Source organism: Moraxella canis (assembly GCF_002014965.1).
GTDB lineage: Bacteria > Pseudomonadota > Gammaproteobacteria > Pseudomonadales > Moraxellaceae > Moraxella > Moraxella canis.
Window position 1 is genome coordinate 102,218 of the sequence record NZ_MUXT01000001.1, and the last position, 13,574, is coordinate 115,791.

Here is a 13,574-nt window from a genome sequence, read left to right on the forward strand (position 1 = left end):
ACCAACCAACCAACCAACCATTATCGCCTGATTTTTTAGACAATCAAGCATTTTTTGATAAAAATGGCGACCTACAACAAAACCTACTCATCAAAGGCAACAATCTGCTTGCCCTACACTCACTTAAAGAACGCCTAGCGGGAAAAATCAAACTTATCTATATAGACCCACCGTATTATTTTAAAGAAAAGAAACCGCACGATACTTTTAATTATAATTCAAATTTTAAATTGTCATCTTGGTTGGTTTTTATGAAAAACCGCCTTGAAATTGCAAAAGAATTGTTATCCAAAAATGGCATTATCCTAATTCACATCAATGAAGACGGTAATGCTTATTTAAAGATTCTAATGAATGAAATTTTTGAAGGTGAAAACTTTGTAGAAACATATATATGGAAAAATACAGACAATCCAGATAGCCTATCCAAAAAATCACGCTCATCAGTTGAATATATTATTGCTTTTGAAAAGAAAATAAACAAATCTATATCTTATATTGGGAAAGATACTGAAAATGGAGATGCCCCTTTACTGCATACTGGTAATAATTATAAACCACTGACTTTTCCAGCAGGTTCCATTAAATTCAAATTAGCAGATGGAAAAATAAGCAAAGGTAAACCTGATAGAGTAGAGATTGTAAATGACTTTGATATCATAAATGGTATTAATGCACAGGAAGTTACTTTAATAGGAGAGTTTGTATGGTCGCAAGAAACTGTTTATGAAGAGATTAAAAAAGGAACTTATTTTTTAATAAAGTCCCATAAGTTCTCCATTCGCTTTCAGAGAATGGAATCTAATTCGATGGCGCCTGAAAAATATATTGATGAAATTTATTTGTCAAAAGCAATCGGCGTTGGTACAAATGAAGATGCTACATCACACCTAAAAAAATTAGGGCTGACCTTTTCTAATTCAAAACCTGAAAGTGTTGTTTCATTCTTTATTAAAGCTGTAACCAATCCAAGCGATATTGTTTTAGATTTTTTTGCAGGTAGTGGCACTACCTGTACGGTGGCTCATAAAATGGGACGGCGCTGGATTGGTATTGAGCAGATGGACTATATTGAGGATATCACCAAAGTACGCTTACAAAAAGTCTTAGATGGTGAACAAGGCGGTATTTCTAAGGCGGTAAACTGGCAAGGCGGTGGGTCATTTGTTTATCTTGAACTCAAAAAATACAATCAATATTTTATCGATAAAATCCTGCAAGCTCAAACTATGGGAGAGCTGGATACCGTCTATAATGACATGGCAAAAAACGCATTCTTTAAATTTTGGTTTGATAAAGACGACTTTCAAAAGCAATATAAAAAAGATGCCGATGACAAGCAAATCAGCCTAGATGAGCGTAAAGTCATTTTAATCAAGGTGATGGATGAAAATCAGCTGTATCTCAATTATGCCGACATGGACGACACACGCTTTAATGTTAGCGATGACGACAAAGCCTTATCAAAAGCGTTTTATGGAGAATAATCATGGCAAAAAATAAAACCAAATTAAAAGACACCTTAGGCGAGTTTTTATTTCATCAAATCAAGCATGACCCTGATTATAGACAGTGGTCGCTTGATTTTGAGATGCCAAATTATATCACTGACAATCTGTCTCGGATGCTGCGTGATTATCAGACAGAGGCAGTGAAGCATTTTATTTATCTGTATGAAAGCGGGCAGATAGACAAAGCCAAACACGTGCTATTTAATATGGCGACAGGCACGGGCAAAACGCTGACTATGGCGGCGATCGTGCTGTATTTATATGAATGGGGTTATCGTAATTTCGTGTTTTTGGTACACCAAACCCAAATCAAAGAACAGGCGATAAAGAACTTTACCGATAGTAATTTTGATAAATATTTATTCAAAAAACAAGTGAAATTTAATGGCAAAAGCATACCCATTAAAGCCATAGAGCGCTTTGAGGACAGTAAACGAGCGGGTATTAATTTTATGTTTTTTAGCACACAAATGCTTTATGAACGCATCAAAACTGCCAAAGAAAACAGCATCAGCAGTGATGACTTTGCAGAGCATGATACAATTATCATCGCCGATGAAGCCCATAGATTAAATGTCAATACTAAGAAAAAAACCGAAGTGACGGACGAAAACAACTGGGAGACAGCAGTACAATCGGTACTACACGCCAATCCCAAAAATCTACTCTTAGAATTCACAGCGACAGTGGATTTAAAAAATGAAAATATTCATAAAAAATATAAAGACAAATTGATCTATAAGTACGACTTTTTGCAATTTAATAAAGACGGATATAGTAAACAAGTGGCGTTTTTATACAACAGCGAAACGCAAATCGCCGACCAAAAACGCCTACTTATCGTTAATGCCGTAGCACTTAGTGAATATCGCCGACTGCTGGCGGAGCGCGAAATGGGCGTGGTCATTAACCCAATCGTGCTGATCAAATCTACCAAAATCGCCCAAAGTGAGACGGACAGAGCGTTTTTTCATCATGTCATCAGCTCACTTAGGGCAGATGATTTTGACCATTTACAACGCATGGCGCAGGACAAAAAAGATTTGTTTGATGATAAGGTCAATGTCATCTCACAAATGTTTTCTTGGTTAAAATCAAAACAAGCCAATCTCGCCACCCAAAAAGACACCACGGGTATTTATGCCTTTATCAGCCATATCAAAGAACGATTTGCCGAAAATCACACCATGATTTATAACAGCAAAAACAAAGAGCGTGCTGATTTGTTGCCGCTGCTTGATAACCCAAAAAATACCATTCGGGCGATATTTTCGGTCAATGCACTCAACGAAGGCTGGGATGTGCTTAGTTTATATGACATTGTTCACTTTGACATTTCTGCTAGCAAAAAAGTCTCATTGCAAGACATTCAGCTCATCGGACGTGGGGCAAGGCTATGCCCCTACGCACTGCCCAAGCGATATCATCGTGATGAAGATTTGTTTGGCGGGACGGAGTATGGCAAAGACCCATTTCGGCGTAAATTTGACCAAAACCCAGAGGACAATGGGCGATTGTTAGAAACGTTTTATTATCACTTTGTCAAGACAGGCGTTTTTTTGGAAAATCTACAACAAGAGCTATTGGGCGAAGGTATCATCAACGAAGGCGTAGAGAAAAAAACGATTTATCTAAAGCCACAGTTTCTCCAAAGCCAAACCTACCAAAAAGGCTTTGTGCTAATCAACCGTCAAGAATACCGCTCAAAAAATACACAAGATGAGATTAATTTGACTTTTGATAGGCAAATTAATGCCAGCAGTTACCAGCTTCATGCACGCACACTGACCGACAAAGAACAAAACAAGGCGTTAGCCACTGTCAGGTATAAATCCATAAAAATCCTGCCAGAGTATTTTTCAAGGCAGTTATTGTACAAGGCGTTAATTCGGGCAGAAAATGGTTTTTTTAGATTAAATAACCTAAAAAAACACATCATCGGCATTACCAGCATTGATGAGATGATTGATACCTATCTACCCATGTATGACATCAAATACAGCTATGAACAAGGCAAAGATATTGACAGTTTATCCGCCGATGAAAAACTACAAATGCTGGTTGGTAGTATTTTGCCAGAAGTCAGAAAAGCCATTGATAAATATCTACCGATTATCAAAGGCAGCAGCACATTCACGCCCAAGCCTTTATCTGAAGTATTTCAAAAGCAAAAAAATATCTATCTGACCGCTTATCCCAGTCTAGATGAGCAAGGCAAAAAAACTTACATTGCTCCTGATGAGCGAGCCAGAGCCCAATCTTGCCATGAGAACAGTGAGCTACAATACGCCGTTGATATTGCCAAATGGTATGCTTATAGTGAAAACTATGGCACCAGCGAAGAAAAACGCTTTGTCAAATATATCGCAGGCTACATTGATGACTTGCAAATCACCTATCAAGGGGCGGAGATCTATCTGATACGTAATGAACTGGATTATTATATCTTTGATATAAATAGCGGTCGTAGGTTTAGCCCTGATTATATGATGATTATCAATGATATAGTCAAACAAAAAGTGTATTATCAATGCTTGTTTGAACCAAAAGGCGGACATTTGCTTGACAAAGACCAATGGAAAGAAGATGCTTTGGTCGAATTATCAGAAATAATTAAGATTCATAATCAAAATATCATAAATAGCAATAACAACCAAAGCTATCATCACATTAAATGCTTAGGCTTTAAATTTTACAATAGTGAGGCACAAGACGATTTCACCTTAGATTTTCAGCAAAAATTATTAAACCAATAAAATAATCATGCTAGGGCATTAAGACAGAGTCTTTATATCGATCATCTTGACCAAAAACTGTCGCAGCATTGGCATTGTCAAGGCAAGCAATAAAAACGCTTGTCACATGTCATGCAATCCGTTAAAATATTTAAGTTTTTTGTATCGTAACGAAGTTCGACTCTGCTTATTGTCACATTCAGATAAGCAGTTGTTATTTTATTTATAAGGCATCATTCATGGCACTAATCGTACAAAAATATGGCGGGACTTCGATGGGCAACATCACTCGCATCAAGAATGTCGCTCAGCGCGTCAAGCGTTGGCATGACAACGGTCATCAAGTCGTTGTTGTTGTTTCTGCTATGAGTGGTGAAACCAATCGATTGATTGGATTGGCGCGTGACATTACCACCGATCCAAACCCTCGTGAATACGATCAAATGGTCTGCACAGGTGAGCAAGTTTCTATCTCACTACTTTCAATGGCACTAGAAGCCATCGGCGTAGAAGCCAAATCTATGACAGGCGGTCAAGTTGCCATTCGCACTGACAACACTCACACCAAAGCGCGCATCCAAAGCATTGATACAGATCCCATTTTCAATGAACTTAATGCAGGTCGCGTTGTTGTGGTTGCTGGCTTTCAGGGGATTGATGAACATGGTGATGTGACCACTTTGGGGCGCGGCGGGTCGGACACCACAGGTGTTGCTTTGGCGGCGGCTCTCAAAGCGGATGAATGCCAAATTTATACAGATGTTGATGGTGTTTATACCACTGATCCGCGCGTCACCCCAAAAGCCAAAAAACTTTCTAAAATCACTTTTGAAGAAATGCTAGAAATGGCAAGCTTAGGCTCAAAAGTGCTACAAATTCGCTCTGTTGAATTTGCAGGCAAATACCAAGTGCCACTGCGTGTATTGTCTAGTTTTGATGACAATGCCGACGGCGTTTTCGATGATAATTTTAAACAAAATGTGGGCACACTGATCACAATTGATGAAGGAGACGATATGGAACGTGCAGTTATTTCTGGGATTGCATTCAACCGAGATGAAGCAAAAATTGTAGTTCGCGGCGTGCCAGATCGCCCAGGCATCGCATCAGCCATTTTAAGCCCTGTCAGTACCGCCAACATCGAAATTGACATGATCATTCAAAACGCATCAGATGAAGGCTTCACTGATTTTAGCTTCACTGTTCAGCGTGGCGATTATGAAAAAACATTGAAAATTTTAAATGAGCGTGTCAAAGATGAAATCGGCGCCAGCGAGATTTTTGGTGCAAACGATGTCGTCAAAGTCTCTATCGTTGGCGTGGGCATGCGCTCACACGCTGGTGTGGCAAGTAAGATGTTTGATACCTTAGCCAGCAATAACATCAACCTACAAATGATCTCAACCAGTGAAATCAAAGTCTCTGTCCTGATTCAAGAGCAGCACCTTGAAAAAGCTGTCAAAGAGCTACACACTGCTTTTGGGCTAGATCGTGAAGATGGCGAAAGTAAAGTGGCGGGCTAATCACACGCCCATCACCTGATTTCAAAGGTGATGACACAAAAAATAACGAAATCTTCGCAAAAACTACTGACAATCTGCTTAATGCCCCTTATAATATTGCATTAAGCAGATTTTTTTGGGGTTAATCCGCCCTGCAACCACACCGATTTGCGATAATGATGGATTAAAATGGGACAATAACAGTAAATCGGTGGCATCAAAGGAGCATAATAATGCTAATTTTAACTCGCCGAGTTGGCGAAACTTTAATGATCGGCGATGAAGTGAGTGTCACCGTCCTAGGCGTCAAAGGCAATCAGGTTCGTTTGGGTGTGAATGCACCAAAAGACATCGCTGTTCATCGTGAAGAAATCTATCAGCGCATTCAGCATGAGCGTTCTATGCAAATGCACATGAGCCATCTTGAGCAAGGTGGTAACTTTGCTCCGCCATCATTTGATGATGACGATTATTTCAATCGCTAAGCTATGGGTGGGTCATGAAAACAACGGAAATTTCTCGCATATTGGCAGGCATTGAGTCAAATCAGCTGAGCTTTAATGATGTGCTTGCTTTTATTGATGCGCATTATAGTTATCAGCCGATTGATTTTTCAAATGGTGAAGTTACCAACCCTGCTGGCATCAATGAAGGCAGCGCCAAAGTTCTAAGCCTGGCTAAACTTCATGGGCTCAATAAAGTGGATACGCTAAAGTTATTTGCTGAGCATTATCGCGCTGTTCAAGCTACCCCGCAAGGCGTAGATCACGCCAATATTCGCAACTTTATGCGCTATGGCTGGGCAGGTGTGGGTATGCCAACCAATGCTCTCACACCAAAAGCTTAATTCTTTTTGTGATTACACCCAAAGGCTTGAAAATACCTTGTCAAGCCTTTTTAATTCGTGTATAATTCGGGTTTTAATTTTTCTGCTACTTCTTGATTGTCGTCGCCTTTAACGGTAAGAAAGAAATGGCCTAACCATGAAAAGTCCTGCTTTATTTGTGCTGTGTCCATACCACAAATAATAAGCACCCAAGCATGACTGGCACACCCGATACCGCTCAATATCCGTGCCACCAGATTAGGAGTTCACCATGTCTCGAGTATGTCAAGTGACTGGAAAGCGCCCACAAGTGGGTAACAATGTATCGCACGCTAACAACAAAACTCGTCGTCGCTTTTTGCCAAACCTACACAACCATCGTTTTTGGGTAGAGTCTGAGAACCGTTTTGTTCGTTTACGCGTTTCATCGAAAGGTATGCGTATCATCGATAAGCAAGGCATTGACAAAGTGCTTGCTGATTTACGTGCACAAGGTCAAAAAATCTAATCGATTTTTGCCAATTACCGAATAGATAAAGGATACGATCATGAGAGATAAAATTAAACTAGTTTCTACCGCTGGTACTGGTTATTTCTACACCACCACTAAAAATAAGCGTACCATGCCTGGCAAAATGGAAATCAAAAAATTTGATCCAAAAATTCGCCAACATGTGATTTTCAAAGAAGCAAAAATCAAATAATTGCTTTTTGAAATATCAAATGCCCATTGAATTCAATGGGCATTTTTAATATCTTTTAATATTCAACATTAAGACTGTTTAAAGATATTTTCATTTAAAATCAATTACTTAACTTAACTAACTCACTCAAATCTTTAGAATTTTACTTGAAAAATTCGCTCATTTTGTTATAATAAAACTACTGAAGTACTCGCCAGTAGAGCGTATTCCTGAGCCGATAATCTTATCTTAGGATTTGAGCGACAGTGCTTTGTTGAGCAGGCCTGCATCTTTTAGATGAATCAGGAAGCCGTAATAAGCATGGCTCTCATCCGCCTTGAACTTCACGGTTCATGGTAACCCCTTTACAGCGGTACTTTGGTTTTTTCATTTTTATGACAGTTTTCTGAAAATTTTTTGAAAAATTTACGAAAATCTGTTGACAGCTTAAGATATTCTGCTATAATAGCGCTCATCTTAAGCGAACTGCTTAAGTAACCGACATTCCCCAATAGCTCAGTCGGTAGAGCATCGGACTGTTAATCCGTGTGTCCCTGGTTCGAGCCCAGGTTGGGGAGCCATATTTAGAAACCCTTAGTGAATAACTAAGGGTTTTTCTTTTGCTTATGAAGTGCTTATTTTGGCTATGGTTCAAAAAGTATGCTCACTAGACCCAGCCATAATTGATATAGTGAAACAATAAATCAAACGCTTTAAATGGTTAGACAACTTCTTTGAAAAACAGCAGGTTTTCCTAAAAACTCGCCGAAGTCTGTGTCTAAATCGGTTGTTATTACCTTCAATATCAACCGTATAGCGTTTGCCTATCTTTTGAAAATCCAAATCAAAAGCAGTTAAAAAACTATCCCAATTATCACAGCAAATATAACCAAAATCAATCTCTAATGCCTTAAGCTTGGCTCTTAACATTCTTGCTGTTTTTAGATTACGTTTACCCCAAGCAAAGCAAACAATTTCGCCAGTATCAGGTGCGTAAGCATACACAAGCCAAACTTTGTTTTTCTTACCCCCTACATATGTCCAAAATTCATCAACTTGTAATTTGTTGTAATAGCGTTGTTTAGGTTTTATCTGATGATTAGATTTTACTAATACATTCAATACTTTGTATTTACTGACTTGCTCAATGACGACAATGTCAGCAATGCTACAGCCTCGAACTAACATTAGACGTATTTTGTCATCAATAGAGCTTTGACATCCTTTGTAGGTAAGTTCTGATTCATGGACAAATTGTCGATGACAATCTTTACATTGGTAGTTCAGTTTACCGTAGATTTTTTTGCCGTTTTTCTTTATACTTAAGCTTAGGCAGCTTGGGCATTGGATAATAATTTGTGTCTTCATAACCTCAAATTAACATCTTTTTCCCAAGTTGTCTTTACTATTTTTATCTCAGCATACTTTTCAAACCACTGCCCTTATTTTTAAGTTACTTAATTAAAAACCCAGCTGTTTATGGCTGGGTTTTTACTGTTTGAGAGTGCTAGCACCAAATCAACCAAAGCCTATTAGGGCTGATCTAGCCATAATTTCAGTGGTAGTGGCATCATGCTGCTACTGTTTGCCGTTTTGGCATCTTGAATGCTAATAACACCTTTAATGATCAAATCAATGGTAAAGGGCACCAGCTGATGCTCAAGCACTTGTACGCGCTTAGCTAAGGTTTCGGCACTATCGCCAGTGCGAACACTTAGCCATGCTTGGCTCAATACCTGCCCAGCATCCAGCTCAGCTGTTACCAAATGCACGCTGCAGCCATGGTGGTTATCGCCGGAGCGCAAGACTCTTTGATGAGTATCCAATCCCTTATAATTAGGTAATAAAGAAGGATGCAGATTGATCATTGGGCAAGGCACGCTATGAATAAACTGAGCAGACAGCACGCGCATAAAGCCTGCCAATACGACCAAATCAGCTGACCACTGCTGAATTTGCTCAAGCGCATGTTTCTCAAAAGTGCTGATACTCATGCGTTTGCCACTTGGCACATGAGATAGCACCGCCACTGGAATGCCCGCCTCTTTTGCTCGTGTAATAGCATAAGCATCTTCTCGATTGCTGATCACACCAACAAGATCGATTTCAAGATCACCTGATTTGACCCGATCAATTAAAACCTGCAAATTCGAGCCGCTGCCTGAGACCAGCACAGCCACTTTCATGCGTGCTTGACTCATTAGGCGTACACCACCGCATCACCAGTGCGCTCAACGATTTCACCAATTCTCCAAACTTGCTCACCTTGAGCAGTAAGTTCACTCGTCGCCTGTTCGGCTTGATCGGCAGGAATAACCAAAATAAACCCAACGCCGCAGTTGAAGGTGCGATACATCTCTAAAGTTTGGATGTTTCCGCCCTGTTGTAGCCATTGAAAGACTTCAGGCAGAGTCCAACTTTGGGTGTCAATTTGCGCTGCCAAATGATCAGGCAATACACGGGGCAAATTCTCAGTCAAGCCGCCGCCGGTGATGTGCGCCATGGCGTGAATATTAGCATTACCCAAGGATTTTTGTAGGGCATTGACAGACTTGACATAAATGCGTGTTGGTGCCATCAGTGCATCTGCCAAGCTAGTACCATCAGCCAAAGTATGTGCATTAACATCGGTATTGGTTACTTCAATCACTTTGCGAACCAAAGAATAACCATTTGAATGCACGCCGCTAGATGCCAAAGCAAGCAAAACATCGCCCTTTTGAACATGCTCACCGGTGATCACTTCTGACTCTTCAACCACACCGACACAAAAGCCTGCCAAATCATAGTCTTCATCTTGATACATGCCGGGCATTTCTGCAGTCTCACCGCCAATCAGTGCGCAATTTGCTAATTGACAGCCCTCGCCAATACCTGCAATAACAGTCGCGGCAGTATCGACATCAAGCTTACCTGTAGCATAATAATCTAAGAAAAACAGCGGCTCAGCCCCACAAACCAACAAATCATTCACACACATTGCCACCAGATCTTGACCAATCGTTTCATGGCGGTTAAGCTGTAGCGCAAGCTTAAGCTTGGTGCCAACGCCGTCCGTGCCTGACACAAGCAGTGGTGATTTATAGCCAGTCGGAATGCGGCAAAGCGCCCCAAATCCGCCCAAGCCACCCACCACTTCAGGACGACTGGTCGCTTTGGCAACCGATTTGATACGCGCAACCAGCGCCTCGCCTGCGTCAATATCTACGCCTGCATCTTTGTAGCTGAGTGAGGTTTGGTCTGTCATGTTTTACCCTTATTAAAAATGAGATGTTACTTAAATTTGAATAATTATATCAAATTTTAACCCAAAATATTAGATTTGCCCTGAATTTATTTGACGGTCTTCTATGGTTAAAATTAAGCTATTTTGCGATTTTGATGACAGCTACCAAGATTTATCAAAAATAATGATTGATTAAAATATACATAAAATTACGTGTAAATTTAAATAAAATCACCTACAATATCAGGCATCATCTTCCCCCTTTCATGCTTTGAGTTTTCATGTATCCAGCCAAAATTGATCCTTTTTTTCGCCGTTTGTTTATTTTAGCGGCGCTGTGTGTGTTTTTATATGCTTTGTTCTTGATGAAGGCGGTTATCGCGCCTTTCATTGCAGCATTTATTTTGGCATATTTTTTAAATCCTTTGGTTAGCCGCCTTGCTTTAATCATGCCAAGAATTTTGGCGATCTCGGTGGTTTATATCAGCTGCGTGATTGTCGCCAGTGCGCTGATCATTTGGTTGGTGCCGATGATGTGGGCTCAATTACAGCTTCTTTGGGAGTCGTTACCCAAAATCATCGCTTGGTATAATGACGTGGGTAGAAGCTGGATTGCACGGTATACCGACAATGAGCTTTTGCCGCTGGATATTGATTTGATTTCTAATACGGCATTAACCTATTTTCAAAATAATTATCAAGTAAATGATGTCCAAGACTTGATTAAGCAAGTATTTAGCTCAGGTCTTACGGCAGCCAATAATATCGGCTTGATAGTCATGGTGCCAATTTTGACGTTTTATTTTTTATTGGGTTGGGATCAGCGACTGCACACTTGGAAGCTGTCTGTGCCCAAGCCTTATACCCATAAGGTTGTTAGAATTGCTCGTGACTGCGATGCCGCTTTGATGAATTTTGCCAAAGGTCAGTTTTTGGTAATGCTGCTGCTTGGAGCCATTTATGCCATTCAGCTGCAGCTGATTGGTCTGCAACTGGGATTGATCATCGGTATCACAGCAGGCATTGCAAGCTTTGTGCCTTATTTGGGTTTTGGCATTGGTATTATCGCGGCGCTGATCGCAGGACTGTTTCAATTTGGGTTAGATTGGATCTATTTGGGTCTGATTTTTGGCGCATTTATGGTTGGGCAGGCGGTTGAAGGCTACATTCTACAGCCTTTATTATTGGGTGATAAAATTGGCTTGTCGCCTTTATGGGTAATTTTTGCCGTATTGGCAGGCGCATCTTTATTTGGATTTGTAGGTATGTTAATTGCCTTGCCTGTTTCTGCCGTGATCAATGTTTTGTTTCACTATGCTTATGATGCCTATTTATGCAGTGATTGGCACGAAGGTCAAAGACAGCTGCCTTTATGGAAAGAAGACGACTGAACTCGTATTTGGTATAAATCACTTGCGCAAAATGCACAAAATATGGTATATATAGCCACTAAAAAACACAAGAAGTGTCATTTTCACTCATTATTTATAGGCTTTTGAACCATAACGATAAAAACCAAAATGCGCTATGAACACCCATCAAGGCTGTCATCATGACTGAAGCAATACAAGATTCATTGAATTTGGACATTCGCCCCGAAGCATCGCTTGATGATTTTCGATCCTCAAGTTACCGCTCCATTTTGGACGCTGTTGATAAATTGGTACAAGGCAGTTTGCGCGAGCTGTTCATTGTTGGTGCTTCCGGCTTTGGCAAGACGCATTTGGCAAGCGCCATCTATGAGCATTATACCTCTATGACCTCAAAGATGGTCATCAGCTTAAATTTAACCGAGCTGATAGAACAAGATCCGCATGCGAGCGCGCTTGTCGGGCTTGAGATGTTTGATTTGATCATTGTAGATGATCTACAAATGGTTCGGCACAGCTACGAATGGCAAGAAGGCTTATTTCATCTGATTAACCGCATTCGTGAGCACCAAAAACAGATACTATATCTGGCAGATGATCCGGCGCGTGAGCTACAAATTGGATTACTGGATCTGCATACTCGGCTGTCGCTTGCGCCGATGCTGACTTTACCGGATAATGATGATATTAATGATCGCCGCATCTTGCTTGAAGTCATTTTAAAGAAAAAAAACTGGAAACTGCCTGAAGAAATTTTTGAGTATTTGCTTGAAGAAGGTCCTAGAAATGCTGGGGACATTAACACCGTTCTCGATCACATTCGACCTTTGCTAACACGCCTGTCACGTGTACAAATTCCCAAAAAAACCATTACAGAAGCCAAGCAAATTATCTTACACGAAACATTCATGCTTGAAATCAGCGATAATACCGATTCCGATTTTGGTCATCCGCTGATTTAAAATTAAGGGAAATACTAGCAATATCGCCCAATTAATGGTATGTTATGCCACATATATCGCCAACAAAAAGGATATTTTATGAAAAAAGTCAGCCTAGGCTTGCTCGCTAGCGCCCTACTCAGCACCGCTGCCGCTGCCCAAGTTCAGCTTAATGTTGATGATAACATTAAGGTAACCGCGATTAACGGTCAAGAAATTCGTCATGGGTTGTTACAGCCTCTACAACGAAATTTCACCCTGGAGCCAGGTCGTCATGTGATTACAGCACGTTATGATCGGTTGTTTGAGCTGCGTAATGATGAGCATGATTATCTTAAATCAAGCAATATCACCGTGACCGCAAATTTTGCTGATAACCAAACGTATCAGCTGGTCATGCCAAATCAGCCAAGAGAGTATCAAGCTGCGAAAGAATATGCCAAAGCACCCAGCTTAGCAGTGTCACACAATGGTCAAATCATCGCTCAAGAAGATGCAAAAGAAGGTGAGCGTCAAGGTCTTTTGAGCGGCATTACAGGGGCGATCGGCGGGATGTTCAGCCGTGGTGATTCTGCTGTTGTATCCAATCAAAAAGCAATCGCTGCAATCGATAATAGCCAGTCTAATAACACGCCGACCTCAAACACATCGCCGCGTGCTAATAACAATTTGGATGGCTTTATGCAAATTTGGCTGAATGCTAGCGATGAAGAGCGTGAAAAGATCCGTCGGTGGATTGAACAATAATTAGCCCATAAAAAGCTCTGTAAAAGCAGAGCT

12 protein-coding genes, 1 tRNA gene, 1 other RNA gene and 1 pseudogene are annotated in these 13,574 nt (G+C 40.5%); 12 read left to right on the top strand and 3 right to left on the bottom strand.

Annotated features, from left to right (window positions below; all coding sequences use genetic code 11):
* The 9 genes and pseudogenes from B0180_RS00450 to B0180_RS00490 form a co-directional block, all read left to right on the top strand.
* The coding region (locus B0180_RS00450) for a site-specific DNA-methyltransferase (protein ID WP_167366895.1) at nucleotides 1-1,487 on the top strand (1,487 nt) is incomplete at its 5' end.
* Between the two features lie 2 nt (nucleotides 1,488-1,489).
* The gene (locus B0180_RS00455; RefSeq protein ID WP_078255176.1) at nucleotides 1,490-4,267 is read left to right on the top strand and encodes a DEAD/DEAH box helicase family protein; all 2,778 of its coding nucleotides are present in this window, start codon (nucleotides 1,490-1,492) and stop codon (nucleotides 4,265-4,267) included.
* 218 nt (nucleotides 4,268-4,485) lie between these two features.
* On the top strand, nucleotides 4,486-5,769 hold the full coding sequence (locus B0180_RS00460; protein WP_078255177.1) for an aspartate kinase: 1,284 nt from the start codon (nucleotides 4,486-4,488) through the stop codon (nucleotides 5,767-5,769).
* Nucleotides 5,770-5,981: 212 nt separating this feature from the next.
* Nucleotides 5,982-6,149: pseudogene (gene csrA, locus B0180_RS00465) on the top strand (carbon storage regulator CsrA); the annotation flags it as partial.
* A 98-nt stretch (nucleotides 6,150-6,247) separates the two neighbouring features.
* On the top strand, nucleotides 6,248-6,595 hold the full coding sequence (locus B0180_RS00470; RefSeq protein WP_078255179.1) for a HopJ type III effector protein: 348 nt from the start codon (nucleotides 6,248-6,250) through the stop codon (nucleotides 6,593-6,595).
* A 250-nt stretch (nucleotides 6,596-6,845) separates the two neighbouring features.
* A complete protein-coding gene (rpmB, locus tag B0180_RS00475) occupies nucleotides 6,846-7,082 on the top strand; it encodes a 50S ribosomal protein L28 (protein ID WP_049236285.1) in 237 nt (78 codons plus the stop codon).
* Between the two features lie 40 nt (nucleotides 7,083-7,122).
* The gene (rpmG, locus tag B0180_RS00480; RefSeq protein ID WP_049236287.1) at nucleotides 7,123-7,278 is read left to right on the top strand and encodes a 50S ribosomal protein L33; all 156 of its coding nucleotides are present in this window, start codon (nucleotides 7,123-7,125) and stop codon (nucleotides 7,276-7,278) included.
* Nucleotides 7,279-7,453: 175 nt separating this feature from the next.
* Nucleotides 7,454-7,646, top strand: a non-coding RNA gene (gene ssrS / locus B0180_RS00485) — 6S RNA.
* Nucleotides 7,647-7,762: 116 nt separating this feature from the next.
* Nucleotides 7,763-7,838, top strand: a tRNA-Asn gene (locus B0180_RS00490).
* Between the two features lie 86 nt (nucleotides 7,839-7,924).
* Here B0180_RS00490 and B0180_RS00495 read toward each other — a convergent pair.
* From B0180_RS00495 to purM, 3 genes are all read right to left on the bottom strand, one after another.
* Nucleotides 7,925-8,625, bottom strand: a protein-coding gene (locus tag B0180_RS00495; RefSeq protein ID WP_420866047.1) for an IS1 family transposase whose coding sequence is annotated in 2 segments (ribosomal slippage) — nucleotides 7,925-7,974 and nucleotides 7,974-8,625 — 702 coding nt in all. Because the reading frame shifts where the segments join, the coding sequence is not laid out codon by codon here.
* 164 nt (nucleotides 8,626-8,789) lie between these two features.
* Nucleotides 8,790-9,458, bottom strand: a complete 669-nt coding sequence (gene purN, locus B0180_RS00500) for a phosphoribosylglycinamide formyltransferase (RefSeq protein WP_078255181.1) — start codon at nucleotides 9,456-9,458, stop codon at nucleotides 8,790-8,792.
* Nucleotides 9,458-10,504 (bottom strand): phosphoribosylformylglycinamidine cyclo-ligase, encoded by a 1,047-nt coding sequence (gene purM, locus B0180_RS00505; protein ID WP_078255182.1) that lies wholly within the window; start codon nucleotides 10,502-10,504, stop codon nucleotides 9,458-9,460. Before purM ends, purN begins: the two co-directional genes overlap by 1 nt.
* A gap of 260 nt (nucleotides 10,505-10,764) precedes the next feature.
* Between purM and B0180_RS00510 the strand changes: the two genes are divergently transcribed.
* From B0180_RS00510 to B0180_RS00520, 3 genes are all read left to right on the top strand, one after another.
* Nucleotides 10,765-11,874: an AI-2E family transporter gene (locus B0180_RS00510; protein ID WP_078255183.1), complete on the top strand. Its 1,110-nt coding sequence runs from the start codon at nucleotides 10,765-10,767 to the stop codon at nucleotides 11,872-11,874.
* Nucleotides 11,875-12,035: 161 nt separating this feature from the next.
* Complete coding sequence (locus B0180_RS00515) at nucleotides 12,036-12,815, top strand: DnaA ATPase domain-containing protein (protein WP_078255185.1); 780 nt, start codon at nucleotides 12,036-12,038, stop codon at nucleotides 12,813-12,815.
* A 78-nt stretch (nucleotides 12,816-12,893) separates the two neighbouring features.
* Nucleotides 12,894-13,541: a DUF2057 domain-containing protein gene (locus B0180_RS00520; protein WP_078255187.1), complete on the top strand. Its 648-nt coding sequence runs from the start codon at nucleotides 12,894-12,896 to the stop codon at nucleotides 13,539-13,541.
* Nucleotides 13,542-13,574 lie beyond the last annotated feature (33 nt).

Excerpts from the sequence above, each read along its gene's own strand:
- B0180_RS00455 (WP_078255176.1), top strand. The coding sequence starts at position 1,490 with ATGGCAAAAAATAAAACCAAATTAAAAGACACCTTAGGCGAGTTTTTA.
- B0180_RS00460 (WP_078255177.1), top strand. The coding sequence starts at position 4,486 with ATGGCACTAATCGTACAAAAATATGGCGGGACTTCGATGGGCAACATC.
- B0180_RS00470 (WP_078255179.1), top strand. The coding sequence starts at position 6,248 with ATGAAAACAACGGAAATTTCTCGCATATTGGCAGGCATTGAGTCAAAT.
- rpmB (WP_049236285.1), top strand. The coding sequence starts at position 6,846 with ATGTCTCGAGTATGTCAAGTGACTGGAAAGCGCCCACAAGTGGGTAAC.
- rpmG (WP_049236287.1), top strand. The coding sequence starts at position 7,123 with ATGAGAGATAAAATTAAACTAGTTTCTACCGCTGGTACTGGTTATTTC.
- purN (WP_078255181.1), bottom strand. The coding sequence starts at position 9,458 with ATGAGTCAAGCACGCATGAAAGTGGCTGTGCTGGTCTCAGGCAGCGGC.
- purM (WP_078255182.1), bottom strand. The coding sequence starts at position 10,504 with ATGACAGACCAAACCTCACTCAGCTACAAAGATGCAGGCGTAGATATT.
- B0180_RS00510 (WP_078255183.1), top strand. The coding sequence starts at position 10,765 with ATGTATCCAGCCAAAATTGATCCTTTTTTTCGCCGTTTGTTTATTTTA.
- B0180_RS00515 (WP_078255185.1), top strand. The coding sequence starts at position 12,036 with ATGACTGAAGCAATACAAGATTCATTGAATTTGGACATTCGCCCCGAA.
- B0180_RS00520 (WP_078255187.1), top strand. The coding sequence starts at position 12,894 with ATGAAAAAAGTCAGCCTAGGCTTGCTCGCTAGCGCCCTACTCAGCACC.